This is a genomic window from Arthrobacter sp. MMS24-T111, assembly GCF_054888995.1.
Window position 1 is genome coordinate 3,024,145 of the sequence record NZ_JBTZRO010000001.1, and the last position, 19,572, is coordinate 3,043,716.

23 protein-coding genes are annotated in these 19,572 nt (G+C 65.6%); 17 read left to right on the forward strand and 6 right to left on the reverse strand.

The features are described from left to right. Window positions 1-17 precede the first annotated feature (17 nt). The 3 genes from ACX5I6_RS14215 to ACX5I6_RS14225 are packed head-to-tail and all read left to right on the forward strand — an operon-like array spanning window position 18 to window position 1,372. Window positions 18-377, forward strand: a complete 360-nt coding sequence (locus ACX5I6_RS14215) for a TraR/DksA family transcriptional regulator (RefSeq protein ID WP_285246202.1) — start codon at window positions 18-20, stop codon at window positions 375-377. Then, on the forward strand, window positions 374-901 hold the full coding sequence (locus tag ACX5I6_RS14220; RefSeq protein ID WP_461840892.1) for a DNA alkylation repair protein: 528 nt from the start codon (window positions 374-376) through the stop codon (window positions 899-901). Before ACX5I6_RS14215 ends, ACX5I6_RS14220 begins: the two co-directional genes overlap by 4 nt. Window positions 902-925: 24 nt before the next feature. After that, the gene (locus ACX5I6_RS14225) at window positions 926-1,372 is read left to right on the forward strand and encodes a DUF1810 domain-containing protein (RefSeq protein ID WP_461840893.1); all 447 of its coding nucleotides are present in this window, start codon (window positions 926-928) and stop codon (window positions 1,370-1,372) included. 33 nt (window positions 1,373-1,405) lie between these two features. Here ACX5I6_RS14225 and ACX5I6_RS14230 read toward each other — a convergent pair whose 3' ends face one another. Together ACX5I6_RS14230 and ACX5I6_RS14235 are read right to left on the reverse strand one after the other, a co-directional pair. Next, window positions 1,406-2,299 (reverse strand): glucose 1-dehydrogenase, encoded by an 894-nt coding sequence (locus ACX5I6_RS14230; RefSeq protein WP_461840894.1) that lies wholly within the window; start codon window positions 2,297-2,299, stop codon window positions 1,406-1,408. A gap of 143 nt (window positions 2,300-2,442) precedes the next feature. Next, window positions 2,443-2,946 carry a metallophosphoesterase family protein gene (locus ACX5I6_RS14235; RefSeq protein WP_461840895.1) on the reverse strand — a complete coding sequence of 168 codons (504 nt, stop codon included), beginning with the start codon at window positions 2,944-2,946 and terminating at the stop codon, window positions 2,443-2,445. A gap of 75 nt (window positions 2,947-3,021) precedes the next feature. On the opposite strand from ACX5I6_RS14235, the gene ACX5I6_RS14240 reads away from it, so the two are divergent. Next, on the forward strand, window positions 3,022-3,213 hold the full coding sequence (locus tag ACX5I6_RS14240; RefSeq protein ID WP_141946349.1) for a DUF1918 domain-containing protein: 192 nt from the start codon (window positions 3,022-3,024) through the stop codon (window positions 3,211-3,213). A gap of 32 nt (window positions 3,214-3,245) precedes the next feature. Beyond that, window positions 3,246-3,761 (forward strand): NUDIX domain-containing protein, encoded by a 516-nt coding sequence (locus ACX5I6_RS14245; RefSeq protein ID WP_461840896.1) that lies wholly within the window; start codon window positions 3,246-3,248, stop codon window positions 3,759-3,761. Window positions 3,762-3,782: 21 nt separating this feature from the next. Here ACX5I6_RS14245 and ACX5I6_RS14250 read toward each other — a convergent pair whose 3' ends face one another. Next, window positions 3,783-4,460 (reverse strand): endonuclease/exonuclease/phosphatase family protein, encoded by a 678-nt coding sequence (locus tag ACX5I6_RS14250; protein WP_285242889.1) that lies wholly within the window; start codon window positions 4,458-4,460, stop codon window positions 3,783-3,785. Between the two features lie 157 nt (window positions 4,461-4,617). Here ACX5I6_RS14250 and ACX5I6_RS14255 point away from each other — a divergent pair, with 157 nt between their 5' ends. The 4 genes from ACX5I6_RS14255 to ACX5I6_RS14270 all read left to right on the forward strand — a co-directional run bounded on the left by ACX5I6_RS14255 (window position 4,618) and on the right by ACX5I6_RS14270 (window position 8,625). After that, a complete protein-coding gene (locus tag ACX5I6_RS14255; protein WP_461840897.1) occupies window positions 4,618-5,421 on the forward strand; it encodes a thioesterase family protein in 804 nt (267 codons plus the stop codon). Between the two features lie 116 nt (window positions 5,422-5,537). Further along, a complete protein-coding gene (locus ACX5I6_RS14260) occupies window positions 5,538-6,080 on the forward strand; it encodes a PadR family transcriptional regulator (protein WP_461840898.1) in 543 nt (180 codons plus the stop codon). Between the two features lie 5 nt (window positions 6,081-6,085). Beyond that, entirely contained in the window at window positions 6,086-7,798 is a 1,713-nt protein-coding gene (locus ACX5I6_RS14265) for an ABC1 kinase family protein (protein WP_461840899.1), read from the forward strand. A gap of 77 nt (window positions 7,799-7,875) precedes the next feature. Next, window positions 7,876-8,625: a lipoate--protein ligase family protein gene (locus tag ACX5I6_RS14270; RefSeq protein WP_461840900.1), complete on the forward strand. Its 750-nt coding sequence runs from the start codon at window positions 7,876-7,878 to the stop codon at window positions 8,623-8,625. 43 nt (window positions 8,626-8,668) lie between these two features. Here ACX5I6_RS14270 and ACX5I6_RS14275 read toward each other — a convergent pair whose 3' ends face one another. Continuing rightward, on the reverse strand, window positions 8,669-8,926 hold the full coding sequence (locus ACX5I6_RS14275) for a mycoredoxin (RefSeq protein WP_018761469.1): 258 nt from the start codon (window positions 8,924-8,926) through the stop codon (window positions 8,669-8,671). A gap of 131 nt (window positions 8,927-9,057) precedes the next feature. Here ACX5I6_RS14275 and ACX5I6_RS14280 point away from each other — a divergent pair, with 131 nt between their 5' ends. Beyond that, on the forward strand, window positions 9,058-9,819 hold the full coding sequence (locus tag ACX5I6_RS14280) for an SOS response-associated peptidase (RefSeq protein WP_461840901.1): 762 nt from the start codon (window positions 9,058-9,060) through the stop codon (window positions 9,817-9,819). A gap of 27 nt (window positions 9,820-9,846) precedes the next feature. Here ACX5I6_RS14280 and ACX5I6_RS14285 read toward each other — a convergent pair whose 3' ends face one another. Then, window positions 9,847-10,269: a VOC family protein gene (locus ACX5I6_RS14285; RefSeq protein ID WP_461840902.1), complete on the reverse strand. Its 423-nt coding sequence runs from the start codon at window positions 10,267-10,269 to the stop codon at window positions 9,847-9,849. A gap of 19 nt (window positions 10,270-10,288) precedes the next feature. Between ACX5I6_RS14285 and ACX5I6_RS14290 the strand changes: the two genes are divergently transcribed. Beyond that, window positions 10,289-10,609: a chorismate mutase gene (locus ACX5I6_RS14290; RefSeq protein WP_285246189.1), complete on the forward strand. Its 321-nt coding sequence runs from the start codon at window positions 10,289-10,291 to the stop codon at window positions 10,607-10,609. 8 nt (window positions 10,610-10,617) lie between these two features. Here ACX5I6_RS14290 and ACX5I6_RS14295 read toward each other — a convergent pair whose 3' ends face one another. Further along, window positions 10,618-11,007 (reverse strand): hypothetical protein, encoded by a 390-nt coding sequence (locus ACX5I6_RS14295; RefSeq protein WP_285246188.1) that lies wholly within the window; start codon window positions 11,005-11,007, stop codon window positions 10,618-10,620. 132 nt (window positions 11,008-11,139) lie between these two features. On the opposite strand from ACX5I6_RS14295, the gene ACX5I6_RS14300 reads away from it, so the two are divergent. From ACX5I6_RS14300 to pdxS, 6 genes are all read left to right on the forward strand, one after another. After that, complete coding sequence (locus tag ACX5I6_RS14300; RefSeq protein WP_285246187.1) at window positions 11,140-11,463, forward strand: DUF6504 family protein; 324 nt, start codon at window positions 11,140-11,142, stop codon at window positions 11,461-11,463. Then, entirely contained in the window at window positions 11,460-14,951 is a 3,492-nt protein-coding gene (locus ACX5I6_RS14305; protein WP_461840903.1) for a DNA polymerase III subunit alpha, read from the forward strand. The genes ACX5I6_RS14300 and ACX5I6_RS14305 overlap by 4 nt, the downstream gene beginning before the upstream one ends. 126 nt (window positions 14,952-15,077) lie before the next feature. Then, on the forward strand, window positions 15,078-17,087 hold the full coding sequence (thrS, locus tag ACX5I6_RS14310; RefSeq protein ID WP_461840904.1) for a threonine--tRNA ligase: 2,010 nt from the start codon (window positions 15,078-15,080) through the stop codon (window positions 17,085-17,087). An 18-nt stretch (window positions 17,088-17,105) separates the two neighbouring features. After that, complete coding sequence (locus ACX5I6_RS14315) at window positions 17,106-17,693, forward strand: HIT family protein (protein WP_285246185.1); 588 nt, start codon at window positions 17,106-17,108, stop codon at window positions 17,691-17,693. Further along, window positions 17,683-18,306: a phosphatidylinositol phosphate synthase gene (pgsA, locus tag ACX5I6_RS14320; RefSeq protein ID WP_461840905.1), complete on the forward strand. Its 624-nt coding sequence runs from the start codon at window positions 17,683-17,685 to the stop codon at window positions 18,304-18,306. The genes ACX5I6_RS14315 and pgsA overlap by 11 nt, the downstream gene beginning before the upstream one ends. 137 nt (window positions 18,307-18,443) lie before the next feature. Next, window positions 18,444-19,370: a pyridoxal 5'-phosphate synthase lyase subunit PdxS gene (pdxS, locus tag ACX5I6_RS14325; protein WP_026264497.1), complete on the forward strand. Its 927-nt coding sequence runs from the start codon at window positions 18,444-18,446 to the stop codon at window positions 19,368-19,370. Window positions 19,371-19,572: the final 202 nt, after the last annotated feature.

Genomic DNA, 19,572 nt, shown 5'->3' on the forward strand with positions numbered 1-19,572 from the left:
CGCGCTAGGCTTTCGGCATGCCAGATTTCGAACGGTTCAGGGTGCTGCTCGAAGAGGAACGGGCCCGGCGGCTGGCACTGTTGCCGGCGCTGCGGGCCGATATCGACGCGGCCAACTCGGCCCGGCAGGACTCCAACGTCGACGACGAACACGATCCCGAGGGCGCCACGATCGCCTTCGAACTGTCGCAGGCATCGGCATTGTTGAAGCAGAGTTCAGCCGGCTTGGACCAGGTGGAGGCAGCCCTCGCCCGGCTGGCCAACGGCACCTATGGAACCTGCGCGGTCTGCGGCGAGCCCATCGCGGACGGCAGGCTCGAGGCGCGGCCCTGGACCCCCTTCTGCATCCTTCATGCCTCTGCGGGACGGGCGCGGTGACCGGGGTGTCCGACGTCGCCGCTGCTGCTGAATTCATCGACCGGACCCTCCAGAACGAGGGAGCCTGGTACCGGGCCGACGAAGTGGGCTGCCGGCTGGGCGGAGCCCTGGCCTCTTACGGGTCTTCGATCGGCGCAGTCCGCGGCACCGTCCGGGACGCCCTTCGGAAGTTCAAGGACATGGGCCACGACACCACGGTCATGCTGGCCTCCGCCCTGTGGGGCCAGCCGAAACCCGGCTCGCGGCCGGTCTTCGAACGCCGCCTGGCCGCCATCGTCCTGCTGCAAACAAAGGTGCAGTTGCTGCGGCATTCGGACCTGACCCGGTTGGAGGGCTTTCTTCGCTCGGCCCAGGCGGTGGACCTGGCCGCGCCCTTGGTCTCCGACGTCCTGGTGCCCTTGCTGGCCGGCTTGGACCACCGCGACCGACAGCGGGCCGCGGCTGTCCTGGCGCGATGGCGCGAAGACCCGGAACCCCAGCTCCAAACGGCAGCAGGCCTCCTGGAAAAAGAGTTGGCGCAGTGACCCGCAACCCGCAGAGGAGACCCCATGAGTGAAGCGTTTGACCTGGAGCGATTCGTCGCCGCCCAAGACGGCGGGGACACCTACGGAAGCGCGCTCGGCGAACTGCAGCTCGGCAATAAGACCGGCCATTGGATGTGGTTCATTTTCCCCCAGGTTGCCGGGCTGGGGCGGAGCGCCACATCACGCACCTACGCCATCTCGTCCCTGGCGGAGGCCCGGGCCTACCTGGACCACCCCGTCCTGGGCCCGCGCCTTCTGGAGTGCGCCCTGGCTCTCACCACGCATGCCGGCCGTTCAGCGTCGGACATCCTTGGCGGAATCGATGCGCAGAAGCTCCGTTCGTCCATGACACTGTTTCTCCGGGCCGCGCCCGGAGAAACAGTGTTCAAGACGGTCCTGGCGCAATTTTTCGATGGCGAGCCGGATCCAGCCACGGATGAGCTCCTGGCCGGCCAGGACGCCACCGAATAACAGGGAGCCCGGCCGTGTTGGGCTGCCCGCAGGCTACGGGGTGGGGCTGCCGCCGTTGACGTTCAGTGTCTCGCCCACCACATAGCTGGACTCGGGTGAGGCCAGGAAGACGTAGGCGGGGGCCAGTTCAGCGGGCTGGCCGGCGCGGCCCAGGGGAGTGGACTGGCCGAACTCCGGCAATGCCTCCTTGGGCTGGCCGCTGCTGACCTGCAGCGGAGTCCAGATGGGTCCGGGCGCCACGGCGTTCACCCGGATTCCCTTGGGCGCAAGCTGCTGCGCCAGGCCCTTGGTGAAGTTGTTGATGCTGGCCTTGGTGGTGGCGTAGTCCACCAGGGTCGGGGACGGATTGTACGCCTGGATGGAGGTGGTGTTGATGATGGTGGAGCCGGCCGGCATGTGCGGCACGGCGGCCTTCGTGACCCAGAACATGGCGTAGACGTTGGTCTTGAGCGTGTGGTCGAACTGCTCGTCGGTGATGTCCTGGAGGTCCTCCTGGGCAACCTGCTTTCCGGCGTTGTTGACCAGGAGATCAACCCCGCCCAGGACCGCCACCGCAGTGTCCACCAGTTCGCGGCACGCCGCGGAGTCCTTGAGGTCGCCCGGCACCTTGACCGCCTTTCGGCCTGCGGCCTCAATGATCCCGGCGATGCGGGCGGCGTCTTCCTCTTCCTGCGGCAGGTAGGAAAGGACGACGTCGGCGCCTTCCCTGGCAAAGGCGATGGCCGTCGCGGCGCCGATTCCGGAGTCCGCGCCGGTCACGATGGCCCGGCGGCCTTCCAGCCGGCCGGTGCCGCGGTAGGTTTCCTCACCCAGGTCGGCTTTGGGCTCCAGCCCTGCGTCAAGGCCCGGTTCGGGCTGGTGCTGCTTGGGCGGGGAGATCTGTTCGTAGGCGGTCACGGGATTGCGGAAGGTGTACTGGTCAGTCATGGTGGTCCTCCTGTTCGGGCGGGACGCGGGCGCTTACGGAGCCCCGGACATGAAGCAGCCGGTCATTGCGGAATGGCAACCAACAAAAACTAAGCTTGCTTACTGTTCCAGCCTAGGCAATTCCGGCCGGTGTGCCAAGCGGCTTACCGCGGGACCTCCACCAGCCTGACCCCGGCAAGGGCGCCATCGTTGAGTACCGCCTGCATGTAGGTGCAGGCCGGTTGGCGCCGGCGGTCCGTGGGCGAGCCGGGGTTCAGCAGCCGAAGCCCCCTTGGTGACACTGTGTCCCAGGGGATGTGGCTGTGGCCGAACACCAGCACATCGGCGTCCGGGTACAGCGCTTCGCACCGGAGCTCGCGTCCTGTCGCCGGTCCGGTCTCATGGACCATGGCAAAGCGGACTCCATCCAGGGTGGCGGTTGCCGTTTCCGGCAGGCGCCGGCGCAGTTCGGGGCCGTCGTTGTTGCCGTGGACGGCCAGCAGCCGCTTGCTCCGGCGTTCGAATTCGTCCAGCAGGGCTGCCTCCACCCAGTCGCCGGCGTGGAAAACCACGTCGGCATTGTCGACGGCGGCCCATACCTGTTCCGGCAGGTCTTTGGCGCGTTTTGGCACATGGGTGTCGGCGAGCAGGACGAGGTTCAGTGGCATACCGGGAAATCCTGCCATGCGGCCCTGTTCCGGTGCGCCTGCGGGTCGTACCCTTGGGCCGTGGAGGTGATTGCCATGGAGGCAGCCCAAGGCGACCGTATCGTCGTGCGTGGCAGGAATGTGGGATCCGCGGACCGGCACGGGGTGATCCTGGAGGTCCGCGGCCCGGGCGGCGGCCCGCCGTACCTGGTCCGGTTCGACGACGGCCACGAAACAGTCATGTACCCTGGCGGGGATTTCGCCGTCGACCACGGGCAGGGCACCTGACGTCCCGCTGCTTCACCTGTCAAACTGGGGCAATGGACCATTACCCGCCCTCCAGTCTGTCCTCCACTCCGCCGCCGCGGACCGGCCCCCGCGATCCGGGCGACGCCTGGGTAGAGGGCGACCGCGGCCGGTTCTGGGGCAGGTTCGGAGCGGCCGGGGTCCTGGCCTGGGATCCCGCCAGGGGAGTCCTGCTGCAGCACCGCGCGGTATGGAGCCACAACGGCGGAACCTGGGGCCTGCCCGGCGGGGCACTGCACCAGGGCGAAGAGCCGGTAGACGGCGCCCTCCGGGAGGCCTACGAAGAAGCGTCAGTTCCGCCCGGCAAGGTCGACGTTCTCTTCACCTCCGTGCTGGACCATGGCTACTGGTCCTACACCACCGTGGTGGTCCGTGTGCGGGAATCCTTTGAGCCGGTCATCAGCGATCCGGAGAGCATTGCCCTGCTGTGGGTTCCGGTGGCTGAAGTCCACGGCATGGACCTCCACCCCGGTTTCGCGGCGGCCTGGCCGGACCTGCGGGCACAACTGGACGCCGGAGAATCCTGGTAAACGGCGGCGCTGCCGCCGGGCCTAGTAGCCCTCGCCGTACTCGGCTGTCACCAGGATGGGCAGGTGGTCCGAATTGCCGCGCGGAAGGGTTTCCACGCTGGCGATATCCAGGCCCAGGGAGGTGGCGAAGTCGAAATGGCCCTTGAACACCTTGTACCGGGTGTAGGTGCGCCGGTTGCTCAACGAGAGGGCATATCCGGAGTTCTTCATATGCATGTCCAGGTTCTTGGTGAAGAACGGATAATTGAAGTCGCCCACCATCAGCGTCATCAGGCCCCTGCCCATGCTCAGCAGTTCCGCGTGGGCCGCGTGGATCTGCTTCCGCCGCAAAGAGTTCGACGCCGTCAGGGGCGCCGCATGGAACGAGCCGATCACCAGTTCGTGTTCGGTCTCGTTGTCCATGACCCGCGTGCCGATCAGCCGCTCATGGGCCGGTGCCAAAACCCTGTCGTGCATGGATTTCTTCAATGCGAAGGACTGCGTGTCCAAGGCCGTGAACCTGCTGGTCCGGTAGTAGATGGCCAAGCCCAGCCTGTTGCCCTTGGTGGCATCCGCCAGGTGGAGGGGGCCCAGGGTCTCCGGGAGGTCGCTGGAATCCACCTCCTGGAGGCACAGCGCATCGACGTCGTGATTCCGTGCCAGGGCGAGAAGTTCGCCGCTTGCGGCATGCTTGCGGAGGTTGTAGCTGATGACGCGCATGAAACACCTCTTTTGAGGGTTGCTGACAGGACCAGTTCCTGAGTGTAGTCCGCTTGGCTGTCGGACCCGCCAACATTTCGTTGCCTTCCGCGTTGCGGCGCACTGACTGGCGATAGGGTTAGTGGCAATTCACTGAATTTTGCTTAAGGGGCCAGCTTTGACTGCAGACCTGCCTGAACTCGCCGAGGGCAACTTCTACTACCAGGAACTGGGCGGGGGCCAATTCCGTTCAACCATCCATGCCCAGGGTGCCTGGAACGCCCACGAGCAGCATATGGCGCCGGCCTCGGGCCTGATGGCTGACCTTCTGGAACGGCACCAGCCGCGCGACGACATGCGGATGGCCCGGATCAGCTACGAGATCCTGGGACTGATCCCCGGTGGCGACTTCCGGATCGACACCACCACCCTGCGGCCCGGCAGGACCATTGAACTGGTGCAGGCCGAACTGGTGGCCGGCGGCCGGACCGCCATCCGTGCCACGGCCTGGCGCATGCTGACCAGCGATACCAGCCCCATAGCGGAGGTCGAAGACCCGGCCATTCCGGGCCCGGACGAATGCAAGCCGTATGACGGCTCGTCCGTCTGGCCGGGAGGCTACATCCGTTCCCTGGAAATGCGGGTGGCGGAGGGGCACCGCCCCGGCGCCGGGAAAGTGTGGCTCCGCACCGCACACCCGCTGACCGACCGGGCCGACAGCGGCGACCTGGCGCGGCTGATGGGAATGGTGGACACGGCCAACGGAATCGCCGCCAGGGTCCCGCCGGGCAAGGACAGCTATGCCTTCCCCAACCTGGACCTGCAGATCCACATGTACCGACGGCCGCAAGGGGAGTGGCTGGGGCTGGACAACGCCGTGTCCTTTGGTGCCGACGGCATTGGCCTCACGTCCACGGTGCTGCACGACCGGCAGGGCCCTTTCGGCCGGGCCGAGCAAATCCTCACCCTGCGCCGGACCTGACGTCGCTTGAGCGCTCCCTGCCCTGGCAAACTGGCAAACCGGCAGCGCGGCTATGGTGCCGGAATGTATCGCTGAGTATCGTTGTGTATCGTTCGCGATTGACGAAGGAGTGAATCATGCGTGGTTCTAACCCTGCAGGCGGGTTCGGCGGCAACAACCTGGACGGAATGTGGCAGGCGGTCGAAGAGTTCCGCTCCCGGTTCGAGAAGCGGGCTGGAACCCGGGCCGGAAAAGGCGAGGTCCGGGCGGCGATTCTTGCGCTGCTCGCTGAGCAGCCCATGCACGGTTACCAGGTCATCCACGAGATTGAGGAGCGCAGCGGCGGCAGCTGGAAGCCGAGCGCGGGGTCCGTCTATCCCACCTTGCAGCTGCTGGCGGACGAAGGGTCCATACGGGCCGAGGAATCCAACGGCAGGAAAATCTACTCGCTGACCGATGCTGGCCGCGAAGAGGCGGCGGGCCTGCATGGGTCCGCGCCCTGGGATCCCGCGGCCTCCACTTCCGGAAACGGCGGCGCCTCCCTTCCGAAGGCCGGGATTGAGCTGGCCCAGGCCGCGGCGCAGGTGGGCCGGACCGGTTCACCGCACCAGGTACGGCAGGCAGTGGCGGTGCTCGACGAGGCCCGCCGGCGGCTGTACGCCATCCTCGCGCAGGACTGACCCGGGTGGCGCTGACCGTCCGGGACCGGGCCGACCCGGCGTCGCCCCTTCGGGAACACCGCGGCCGGTACCGGCGGATCCTCCGGTTCGCCGCCTGGCATCTTGCCACCACGTGGTGGTTCGAACTGCTGCTGCCCCGGGTGGGGCTGGGCAGCATCTCCGCGCGGACACGGTCCCGCCGGATGCAGAACTTTGCACGCCGGTTCCACGACCTAGCCATCGACCTCGGCGGCCTGATGATCAAGGTAGGGCAGTTCCTGTCCTCCCGGCTCGACGTCCTTCCGCCTGAAATCACCAAAGAACTCGAAGGGCTTCAGGACGAGGTGCCGCCTGTGGCTTTCCCGCGGATCGCCGCCCTGGCAGAGCAGGAACTGGGTGCCCCCGTGCGCCGGGTCTTCGCCAGCGTGGATGAATCCGCGATTGCGGCCGCCTCCCTGGGCCAGGCCCACCGCGCCCGCCTGAATCTGCCGGACGCAGAAGATACGGGCCTGGACGCCGTCGTCATGAAGGTTCAGCGTCCGGGCATCGGGGCGATCGTCGACGTCGACCTCGCCGCCCTTCGGAAGGTGGCCGGCTGGCTCAGCCATGTCCGCCTCGTCTCCCGCCGTGCGGACATGCCGGCGCTGGTGGAGGAATTCGCCCAGATCAGCCTGCAGGAGATTGACTACCTGCACGAGGCCGTCAACGCTGAACGCTTCGCCGCAGACTTTGCCGGCGACGCCAGGGTGGCAGTGCCGGAAGTCGTCTGGGAACGGACAACCCGCCGCGTGCTCACCCTCGAGGACGTCACGGCCATCAAAATCACCGATGCGGCAGCGCTCCGGGCCGCCGGTATCGATCCCGCCTCGGTGGCCCCCGTTTTCGCGTCCATAATGTTCGACCAGCTGTTCACTAACGGGTTCTTCCATGCAGATCCGCATCCGGGCAACATCTTCGTCACGCCTGTCCCTGCGCAGGCGGGGGAACCCGGGTGGAAACTGACGTTCATCGACTTCGGCATGATGGGGGAGGTCACGGCCTCCACGCGCAGCGGCCTGCGGAAGCTCCTCATCGCCGCGGCCGCGCGCGACGGCAAGGGACTCGTGGCGGCGATCAACGACGTCGGCGTGCTGATGCCGTCGGCGGACAGCGCAGGACTGGAACGGGCAATGACCCAGCTTTTTGCCCGTTTCGGCGGCATGGGCTTTGCCGAACTGCGCGAGGTGGACCCCCGCGAGTTCCGCGACTTCGCGGTGGAATTTGGTGACGTGGTCCGCTCGCTGCCGTTCCAGCTGCCGGAGAACTTCCTCTTGATCATCCGCGCCATGTCCCTGACGTCAGGGGTATGCAGCGCCCTGGATGAGCGCTTCAACCTCTGGGACTCCGTGGAACCCTACGCCGCTCAGTTGCTGCGGAACGAACGCGGCAACGTGGTCCAGGACGTGGCCCGGCAGGCCCTCGGTGCCGCCGCTACCGCCTTCCGCCTGCCAGGCAGGCTGGACGCCCTTGCCGGCCGGCTCGAGGAAGGATCGCTTGAGGTCGCAGTCCCGCGGCTGGAGCGGCAGGCTGCCCGTCTCGAAAGGGCGGCGCGGCGCTCCGGTTCGGCCCTGGTCTTCGGTGCGCTGCTGGTGGCCGGCGCCATCGTCCGCTCTGGCGACCTGGTTTTCGGCAACGTCCTGATGGCCGTTTCTGCGGTTCCCCTGATGCACGCACTGTGGGCAGGGCGCCGGGGCCGTTAAAGCCCGTGCCGTCGTCGGGCGTAACCTAGGGGAGGCCTGTCCGCCGGCGGCCATCGACCCCAGGGAGTTCAGCAACAATGCACCACACCGGTACCGACGCCCGCCCGCTGACTGTGGTGCGGCAGGACGTGTCCCTCGGCGCGGGACGAGACCTCGAATTCGGGCTGGAGCTGCTGGCCAGGGCCAGGTCAGGCAACCTTGGTCCCACCCTGCGCCTGTACCGGCCCGCTCCCACCGTCGCCTTCGGGCAACGGGACACCCGGTTGCCCGGATTTGATGCGGCCGCACGGGCCTGCCTGGCCAACGGATTTGAGCCCTTGGTCCGCAAGGCCGGGGGACGGGCCGCCGCCTACCACCAAGGGACCCTGGTGGTGGACCACATCGAACCGGACGCAGACGCAGTAGCCGGGTCCAAAGCCCGGTTCGGCTACTTTGGTGAACTCTTCGCCCAGGCCCTGCGAAGCGTCGGGGTGCAGGCCGCGGTAGGGGAAATTCCCGGCGAATACTGCCCCGGCGAGTTCAGTGTGCACGGAACCGATGCGGCCGACAGCTCTCGCCGCGTGAAGCTGGTCGGCACCGCCCAACGGGTGGTTTCCGGTGGCTGGCTGTTCAGCTCGGTGATTGTGGTGGAGGATTCAGGCCCGATCCGGAAGGTGCTCACGGACAGCTATGCCGCCCTCGGCCTGGACTGGGACCCGTCCACGGCCGGCGCCGCCGACGACCTGGTACCCGGGCTGGATGTGGCGGCCGTGGAGCATGCCCTCCTGGAAACGTATGCGGGCCACGCCACCCTGGAAACTGCTTCCTTCAGCAGTCTGGGGGCGTGACCCGCATCAGTTCTTCGGCGCGAAGCCGGCTGTCTCCTGCCGCTTAGGCAGCGAGCCTGCTCTGGACCTCAGCAGCCGACGGGTTGGTGGCAGCGGAGCCGTCCGGGAACAGGACGGTGGGAACGGTGCGGTTGCCGCCATTCAGCTTCTCCACGAGTTCGGCGGTGCCGTCCACCTCTTCGATGTTGATTTCCGTGTAGCCGATGCCCTTTGCGTCCAGCTGCTTCTTCAGCCGGTTACAGTAGCCGCACCAAGTAGTGGAAAACATGGTGATGGTGCCGGATTCGGGAGTGAAGTCCACGCGGATCTCCTAAACGTCGCTTGAAAGGTTTCCTTACGGTCAACGGTAGCGTGGCCGCCGGTATTCCCGGACTTTCCGGGGCGGCGGGGCGGCTGCATGACAGTATGTGGCGGCGGTGGCATGCTGGTCCCATGTGTGGACGCTACGTAATGGCACGCGCCGTGGGGGACCTGCTGGCCGAGTTCGACGCCGAGTTGGAGGATGAGGTCAGCATCCCGCCGTCGTGGAACGTAGCGCCAACGGACGCCGTCCCCATCGTCCTGGAGCGGCTGGTGGAGGATGCTTCAGGGGCCCGGCAGGTACGGCAGTTGCATGTGGCCCGCTGGGGCCTGGTCCCTTCCTGGGCCAAGGATCCCGGGATCGGGTCGCGCATGATCAACGCCCGCAGCGAATCGGTGCTGGAAAAGCCTGCGTTCAGGAAGGCCGTGAAGTCACGCCGCTGCGCCGTCCCCGCCGACGGGTACTACGAATGGAAGCAAGGGCCCGGGAAGTCCAAGCAGCCCTATTATGTGCACCCCGGTGAGGACCACGGGCTGGTATTCGCCGGCTTGTACGAGTGGTGGAAGGACCCGTCCATTCCGGAAGGGGAACCAGGGCGCTGGCTGCTGTCCACATCCATCCTCACAGCGGACACCCCACCGCCCGGGACTGAATCCACCATCTTCGGGAAGCTGACGGAACTGCACGACCGCGTGCCCCTGCCCATGGACAAGGCCACCACGCAGGCTTGGCTGGACCCGCAGGCTGACGACGCAGCCGCCCTTGTGGACCTGGTGCGGGCCGGGGTCAAGGAAGCTGCCGCCGACTGGCACGTGGAGTCCGTGGGCAAGGACGTGGGGAACGTCCGCAACAACGGACCGGACCTGATCCGCCCTGTGGAGGCACTGTTCTAGCAGTCCCTGCCAGGGGTGCGGACGCCGTCACACGGTGACCGTGCCGGCGTCGTCCACGGTCCAGGTGGGGTTGTACGCGACTTCCCAGCGGAACCCGTCAGGATCCGCGAAGTACCCCGTGTAGCCGCCCCAGGGTTGCGTGACGGGTTCGGCGATGATGACTGCCCCCGCCGCTGCAGCCTCTTCCATGACCCGGTCCACGTCCCCGGCGCTCCCCACGTTATGGCTGAGGGTGATGCAGGGAACCCCGTCCGGCGGGCTGACGCCTGCCTCCGCCTGCATCTGCCGGACGTCCCACAGCGAGAGCACCAGCCCGTGGTTCACCTGGACGAACAGCACCTCCCCGGCAACCTCACGGTGGACCGGCCAGCCAAGGCCGTCGATGTAGAAGGCCCGCGACCGGTCAACGCTGCGGACGCCGAGGGAGATAAAGTCGACTCTTGGCTCCATGCTTCGATACTGTCAGAAGATGGCGACAATTCAAGGAAACGAACGGGATGCCCAGGCCGACAAGGAACAGCTCGCAGCTGTCCGGGTCGCAGTCGATGAGGTGGATGACCAGATCGTCACCCTCATCGCCCGCCGCGAGCGGCTGATCCGGATCGCCGGCACCCTCAAAGGCGACGACGCCGAGGTGCGGGCTCCCGGCCGGGTGGAGCGGATCATCGAGCACGTCCGGGCCGCGGCAGAGAAAAAAGACATTGACCCGGACATCGTCGAGTCAACCTACCGGGCCATGATCTCCGCGTTCATTGAACTCGAACTGAAGATTCATAAGGAAAACAGCTAAGGAAACCCCTACAGGGTTTCCTCCACCGGAACCCCATGCTGGAACTCCCGTCCGTCCGCCTCGCTGAAGGCTGACAGGACGTGACCTTTCCCGAGCCCGTTCAAGGCCGTGGCGGGAAAGCTCCCGGTGATGGTGCTGTCCGAGTGGGATACGCCGGACAGGTCGTAGTCTTCCTCGATTCCCTGGTCCCGGTTGAACGCGTAGCAGGCAATGGCCTCCCCGTTCATGAATTCAATGCACAGCCGCCGCTGCGTTGAATAGTCCGGCGTGGCTCCCATCAAGCCCACCACGTAGGCGCCGGACCCCGGAATGGCGCCATCAATATTGAACGTGGCCACCAGGGTGGAGTCCTGGGTCTTGATGCTTGCCTGCTTCAGGAGTGCGTCATCGGTACTCATGCCATCATCCTGCTCCCTGCCGCACGGTCCGTCCACCCCCGCCTATGTTTTGCCGGCTCCCCGGCGTAGACTTTATTTATTCGAACACATATTCGAATCAAGCATTTGGGGAGTACCGTCCGGGAGGCGCGCATGGGCATGTTCAGCGAGTCCATTGACGTGGCATGTTCCACCTCCGGGCAGCCTGAATCGTTAACGTGGGCAGGCCGGGACTACCTCATCTGCGCCGAACCTGTCCGGTGGTATGAACGCCGACAGTGGTGGGCTGAAGACGCCAGGGCTCCCCTGGGAAGCGGCCCAGGCGTGGTGGACCACGAAATCTGGCGCATCCAGGTGCTTCCCGCTGACGCGAACAATGCTTCAGAACCCCTGACCCTCGACCTCACCCGGCATGTTGGCAGCGGCCGGTGGCGGCTGCTGCGGATCCATGACGCCCTTCGCCCCAGAACAGCATGAGCTTCACACACCTTCACGTTTCCACAGCATTCAGCGCCCATTACGGCGTCTCCTGGCCGGAGGAACTTGTCCAGGCCGCCGCAAGCGACGGCGCCACTGCCCTGGCCTGCACCGACCGGGACGGCCTGTACGGCACCATCAAGCACCTCAAAGCCTGCATGGCTGCGCGCATCGACCCCATCGTGGGGGTGGACCTTGCGGTGTTCGACGACGAAGGGGACCACCGCACGCAGGTAGCCGGGCGGGTGGTGGTGCTCGCCCGCGGGCACAACAATGGCGCGGGGTACCGTGCTCTATGCCGGCTGGTTTCCGATGCCCACGCCAGGACCTCCGGGAAGGCCGGGGGAACAGTGCCGGTGGCTGTCACCCGTGCCGAATTGGCCTCCCGGACCCTCGACCCTGCAACGCTCAAGCCAGTGCTGACCGTCCTGATTGGACCGGATTCCGACGTCGGCAGGGCCATGGGGGGACGGCGTTACCTTCGCCCCCGAACCCTTTTCAAACAATGGCTGGATGCCATGCCCGCGGGAACCGTCGTTGCAGAAATCGTCTCCCAGCTCAGCGCGCCCGGCTTTCCCCTCAGCACGGCCCATGCTGTCCGCATGCTCCGGCTCGCCGAAGAACACCACGTCCCCGCCATCCTCAGCAACGCGGTGCGGTATTGCGCTGCGGACGGGGCGCCCACCGCGGACGTCCTGGACTCTGCCCGGACGCTGAAGTCCCTTCCGGAGCTGGCAGGGGAACCGCTGCTCCAGCCCACCGGCCAGGGGTGGCTGAAAACTGCGGAACAGATGCTCGGCCTGGGCAAGGAAATCATTTCCGCAGCAGGGTATGGGACCGCCGACCTCAAGCAATTGATGGCACAAACCGAGGCGCTCGCCGACCTCTGCCGGATGGATCCCGCCTCGGACATGGGATGGAAGCAGCCCGTGGTGCCGGAGGCATCGGTCATTGGCATCACCCGGGATCCGCATATGGAACTCATCCAGCGGTGCCATGCCGGAATTGGCAGGCGGTTCCCGGGGATCGGCGGTCCCGACGAGAAAACGATGCTGGCACGGCTGGAGCATGAGTTGGGGATCATCCGGAACCTGGGATTCTCGTCCTACTTCCTGACTGTGGCGGAGGTGTCCCGGATGATCCAGGACATGGGAGTCAGGGCTGCAGCCCGTGGGTCCGGGGCGTCCAGCCTGGTCAATTACCTGATCGAGGTAAGCCACGTAAATCCCCTGCAGCACGATCTCATCTTCGAACGGTTTCTCTCCAACGACCGCGCCACCCTGCCGGACATCGACATCGACGTCGAAAGCGCTGAACGCCATAACGTCTACCGCCAAATTTTCGAACGCTTCGGCTCCGAGCGCGTCACCCTGATGAGCATGCAAAACGGGTACCGCGCCCGTGGAGCCGTGCGCGACGCCGGGATGGCGCTGGGAATGGACGACGACGAAGTGGGGGAGATCGCCAAGCAGTTGTGGCGGTTCTCAGCCAGGAAATTTCGCGAAGCGCTGCAGGAAAAACCCGAACTCAAGGAGTTCGCCGGCCGGGTGGAGCATCGGGACGCCGACGGAAACCAGCAACTGGACCTGCTGGTGGACCTGACCGAGCGGCTGGACCGGCTGCCCCGCCACATCTCGATGCACCCCTGCGGGGTCATCCTGGGAGATGCCACGCTCCTGGACCGCACCCCGGTCCAGCCCAGCGGCCTGGGCCTGCCCATGAGCCAGTTCGATAAACACGACATGGATCCCATGGGAATGCTCAAGCTTGATGTCCTCGGTGTCAGGATGCAGAGCGCCATGGCCTTCGCGGTCCGGGAAGTGATCCGCCTGCACCCGTCCAAGGCCGAGGTGGTGGCTGCGGGCCGCCACCCGGCTGGTCCGGATGGCAGCGGACCTGACTACATAGCCGCTGACGGGCGGATCGACCTCAACGCCGTCCCCCTCGATGACGAACCAACGTATGAGCTGATCCGCAGCACCCACACCCTCGGGTGTTTCCAGATCGAATCGCCGGGCCAGCGGGAACTGATTGGAAAGCTGGCACCCCGGGAGTTCAACGACCTCATTATCGACATCTCCCTGTTCCGGCCGGGACCCATGAAATCGGACATGGTGCGCCCCTTCCTGGAACACCGCCATGGGTTCGCCCCGGAGGTGTATCCACACCCGGACCTCAAGCCCGTGCTCCAGGAAACCCATGGTGTGACGGTCTTCCATGAGCAGATCCTCAAAACCTTCGACGTCATGACAAAGTGCGGGCTGGCCCGAGCGGACGAATTCAGGCGCGCCCTTGGCAACGAAGCGCTGGAGACTGCGGTGGAGGAATTCTTCCGCCGCGAAGCCCGTGCCCGCAAATACGCTCCCGAAGTGGTGGACAAGGTCTGGGGAACCCTCAAGGCATTCGGCAGCTTTGGTTTCTGCAAGGCCCACGGTGCCGCCTTTGCCGTACCCACCTACCAGTCGGCCTGGCTCAAGGCCCACCATCCGGAAGCGTTCCTTGCCGGGCTCTGGGAGCATGACCCGGGAATGTATCCCAAGCGGCTGCTGGTTGCCGAAGCCCGGCGTCTTGGCATCCCCATCCTGCCGCTGGACATCAACCGCAGCCAGGCGGAGTACCGGGTGGAATGGGTGGAGGAAGGCAAGGACCAAGGAAAATTGGGCATCCGATTGAGCCTGAACGGTATTTACGGACTCTCAGCGACAGAATTGAAGCGGATTGTCGCCGGACAGCCGTACGACTCTTTGGCGGACCTCAGGGCACGCTCGCGGCTCAGCAAGCCCAGCATCAGGCGCCTCGCGCAGCTGGGTGCCTTCGATTCACTGCACCGGGAAGCGGGAGGTCACGCAAACCGGGCCGATCTTGTGCAGCACCTCCAACAACTCCAAGCAGGCAAAGGGGCGCGGAAGGGCGTTGAAGTCCTGGAAGGGCAACTTTCCCTGCCACTGGGGGATGTTGAACTGCGGAACATCAAACCCGGTCTGCCGGCACCCACCCTGGTGGAGAATGTCAGGGCCGAGCTCGATCTCATGGCCGTCGATGTCAGCGGCCACCTGATGGACAGCCACCGGCCCTTGCTGGACAGGCTCGGTGTCACCACTGCAGACTCCCTCCTCAGCCTGCGCAACGGCACCGAGGTCCTTGTAGCCGGTGTGCGGGTGGCAACCCAAACCCCTCCCATGCGCGGCGGCAGGCGGGTGGTGTTCATCAGCATCGACGACGGCACAGGCTGCGTGGACTCGGTCTTCTTCCATGAAGCCCAGGAAAGCGCAGGACCCCTCCTTTTTGGCACCCGTCTGCTGTTGATCCGGGGCACCACCCGAAGGACCGGCCCCCGGGGCATCAGCCTGAGCGCGAGCATGGCTTGGGACCTGTCCAGGACAGCTACTTTGCCGTTCCCGGAATCAACACCGCATCCGTTCTCGGATGGTCCGCATCCCCTTGACGGCATCAGCAGGGCACTGGCCATTACCGGTTTCAGCGGCTGAACCCCGCCCCGGGCGATACCTGCCGCGTTGGTCGGCCCCAGCCGGAACCGATAGCATTGACGATGGCTGGCTGTGGTCCCCGTACGCCACAAGCTATGAAGCCTGAACTTTGAATAGGAGACACCCGTGTCAGATGCCCAGCAGATCACCCTTCTCGTCGATGGCGAAGAGACCAAGGTGACTACCGGGACAACCGGTGCGGAACTCTTCTTTGAGCGCCGTGACGTTGTTGTAGCCCGCGTCAACGGCGAACTGAAGGACCTGGACCAGGAACTTCCCGAGGGCGCCGAGGTGGAGGGCGTCACCATTGATTCGCCCGACGGCCTGAACGTCCTTCGCCACTCCACTGCGCACGTGATGGCGCAGGCAGTGCAGCAGTTGCGTCCCGACGCCAAGCTTGGCATCGGCCCCTACATCACCGACGGTTTTTACTTCGATTTCGACGTTGCCGAGCCTTTCACCCCTGAGGACCTCAAGACCCTCGAAAAGATGATGCTCAAGATCGTCAACCAGAACCAGAAATTCGTCCGCCGCGTGGTCAGTGAGGACGAGGCCCGCGAAGCCATGAAGGACGAGCCCTACAAGCTCGAACTGCTCGGCAAGAAGGACGGCGCCGCCGAGGCCGGCGAGGGCGTGAACGTCGAGGTCGGCGCCGGTGACATCACCATCTACGACAACGTGGAGCGCAAGGAAGGCACAACTGTCTGGTGCGACCTCTGCCGTGGCCCGCACCTGCCCAACACCAAGCTCATCTCCAACGCCTTCGCGCTGACCCGGTCCTCGTCCGCCTACTGGCTGGGCAACCAGAAAAACCAGCAGCTGCAGCGCATCTATGGAACCGCCTGGCCTACCAAGGACGCGCTGAAGGCCTACCAGGAGCGCATTGCCGAGGCCGAACGCCGCGACCACCGCAAGCTTGGCTCCGAACTTGACCTGTTCTCCTTCCCGGACGAGCTTGGCTCCGGCCTGCCGGTGTTCCACCCCAAGGGCGGCATCATCCGCAAGGAGATGGAGGATTACTCCCGCCAGCGCCACGTCGAGGCCGGCTACGAGTTCGTCTATACCCCGCACATCACCAAGGGACACCTGTACGAGGTCTCCGGGCACCTGGACTGGTACAAGGACGGCATGTTCCCGGCCATGCACGTGGACGCCGAACTCAATGAGGACGGCACCGTGCGCAAGCCAGGCCAGGATTACTACCTGAAGCCGATGAACTGCCCCATGCACAACCTCATCTTCCGCGCCCGCGGCCGGTCCTACCGCGAACTGCCCCTTCGACTGTTCGAATTCGGTTCGGTGTACCGGTACGAGAAGTCCGGCGTGGTGCACGGCCTGACCCGCGTCCGCGGCATGACACAGGACGACGCCCACATCTATTGCACCCGCGAGCAGATGAAGGAAGAGCTCACCAAGACCCTGACCTTCGTCCTGGACCTGCTCAAGGACTACGGACTGAACGACTTCTACCTGGAGCTGTCCACCAAGGACCCGGAGAAGTACGTGGGCGACGACGCCACCTGGGAGGAAGCCACCAGGACCCTCGCCGAGGTGGCGCAGGAATCAGGTCTCGAACTGGTGCCGGACCCGGGCGGAGCCGCGTTCTACGGACCCAAGATCTCCGTGCAGGCCAAGGACGCGCTGGGCCGGACCTGGCAGATGTCCACCATCCAGCTGGACTTCAACCTGCCCGAACGGTTCGAACTCGAATTCCAGGCCGCGGACGGAACCCGCCAGCGCCCCGTGATGATCCACCGTGCCCTGTTTGGATCCGTGGAGCGGTTCATGGGTGTCCTGACCGAGCACTACGCCGGCGCGTTCCCCGCCTGGCTGGCCCCGGTCCAGGTGGTGGGCATTCCCGTGGCTGAGGCCTTCAACGAGTACATGTTTGACGTCGTCGACGAGCTCAAGGCGGCGGGAATCCGCGCCGAGGTGGACACCTCCTCGGACCGGTTCCCCAAGAAGATCCGCACGGCCAGCAAGGACAAGATTCCGTTCGTGCTCATCGCCGGCGGCGACGACGCGGAAGCAGGAGCCGTGTCCTTCCGCTTCCGCGACGGCAGCCAGGACAACGGCGTGCCCGTGGCCGAAGCGGTCAAGCGGATTACCGAAGCCGTCCGTAACCGGACCAGCTAGCCGAACGGAAACAGCAGAGTGCAGGAGAACACAGGCGCAGGGTATCCAGGTGATGCCGGCGTTACCGACGACTTCGACCTCGCCGGTGTCCCGGACGCCTTCCAGCGCCTGTGGACTCCGCACCGCATGGCCTACATCAAGGGCGGCCAGCACCAGTTCAAGAACGAAGACGACTGCCCGTTCTGCACCGGGCCCGGCCGCACCGACGAAGAAGCGCTGATCGTCTACCGGGGCAGGACCTGCTACGTGGTGCTGAACCTGTTTCCCTACAACCCCGGCCACCTGCTGGTGTGCCCCTACCGGCACATCCCGGACTACACGGACCTGACCCTTGAGGAAACGGCCGAATTCGCCGAGCTCACCCAGACGGCCATGCGGGTCCTGCGCAAGGTATCCAATCCAGGCGGCTTCAACCTCGGCATGAACCAGGGCGTTGTCGGCGGAGCAGGCATTTCCGCGCACCTGCACCAGCACATCGTTCCGCGCTGGGGCGGCGACGGCAATTTCTTCCCGATCATTGCCCAGACCAAGGCCATCACCCAGACCCTGGACGAGGTCCGGCAACAAGTGGCTCAGGCCTGGCCCGGGGAGTCGGATGCTGAATAGGCACGCCCGCGGATTCTTCACCGCGCTGTTCACCCCGCTGGCCCGGTGGCTGCTTCGGATGGGCGTGTCCCCGGACGCGGTCACCATCGCAGGAACGCTGGGCGTGGCCGTGGGGGCTTTGGTGTTCTACCCGCTGGGCCAGCTCTTCTGGGGAACGCTCTTCATCACGGCCTTCATCTTCTCCGACGTCCTGGACGGCATCATGGCCCGGATGCAGGACGTGAAGAGCCGCTGGGGCAATTTCCTTGACTCCACCCTGGACCGGGTCGCCGATGGCGCGCTGTTTGCCGGGGTTGCCGTCTGGTTTTACACCGGCGGCAACAATACCGTCATCGCCACGGCAGCTTTGGTCTGCCTTGTCCTCGGCATGGTTGTCTCGTACGCTCGGGCCAAAGCCGAGTCACTGGGTTTCACCGCCAATGTGGGGATCGCCGAGCGGGCTGAACGCCTGGTATCCGTCCTGGTGGTCACCGGCCTCACGGGGTTGGGCCTGCCCTCGGTGGTGCTCCTGGCAACACTGGTCCTCTTGGCGGCGGCCAGCCTTGTGACGGTAGTCCAGCGCATCACTTCCGTGCGCCGGCAGGCGTTGGCAGAGCCCACGCCCGCAGATTAGACATGATTAAGCCTGCCGTGCGGCGGGGACTGAGTCTATAAGTGCCCGGTCAAGCGACCCGGCAATCCGTGCGTGCACCTCCGGCAGCTGCCGCCGCATGCCCGGCGAAGATCATCTGTCTACCCATAGGGGTTTTTGTGTCTACACCTGATGTAAGCAACGAGGCCGGTTCCTCCGCGAACAGCGTCACGGGCAGCAGCCGCGTGAAGCGCGGCATGGCCGAGATGCTCAAGGGCGGCGTCATCATGGACGTCGTCAACGTCGAGCAGGCCCGCATCGCCGAAGACGCCGGTGCCGTGGCAGTCATGGCGCTGGAGCGTGTTCCGGCCGATATCCGCGCCCAGGGCGGCGTGTCCCGCATGTCCGATCCGGACATGATCGACCAGATCATTGACGCCGTGTCCATCCCGGTCATGGCCAAGGCCCGCATCGGCCACTTCGTCGAGGCCCAGGTCCTGCAGTCCCTCGGTGTCGACTACATCGACGAGTCCGAGGTCCTGACCCCGGCCGACTACGTCAACCACATCGACAAGTGGAACTTCAAGGTTCCCTTCGTCTGTGGTGCCACCAACCTCGGTGAGGCGCTGCGCCGCATCAACGAGGGTGCGGCCATGATCCGCTCCAAGGGTGAGGCCGGCACCGGCGACGTCTCCAACGCCACCGGCCACATGCGCAAGATCCGTTCCGAGATCGCCAAACTGGCCGCCCTGCCCGAGGACGAACTGTACGTCGCGGCCAAGGAACTGCAGGCCCCGTACGAACTGGTCAAGGAAGTCGCCGCCGCCGGCAAGCTCCCCGTGGTCCTCTTCACCGCCGGCGGCATTGCCACCCCGGCTGACGCCGCCATGATGATGCAGCTGGGCGCCGACGGCGTGTTCGTCGGCTCCGGCATCTTCAAGTCCGGCAACCCCGCCCAGCGCGCGGCCGCCGTCGTGAAGGCCACCACCTTCTTCGACGACCCCGACGTCATCGCCAAGGCCTCCCGCGGCCTGGGCGAAGCCATGGTGGGCATCAACGTCGACGAAATCCCCCAGCCGCACCGCCTGGCCGAACGAGGCTGGTAACTCCCTCCTCGCGTCCTCTTTGGGCGCCTGGCGGCGCTGATCCTCTGCACGCTATTCCCCGCGCCTCGTTTGGCGGCTTCGTCGCTGGTCGGGGCGCGGGGCCCCTTTACGCACGCTGCCGGATCACACCGCCAGTCGCCTAGCGCGCGTCATTGAACGACGGTGGCGGGTCACCTTGTGGGTGACCCGCCGCCGTCGTTTG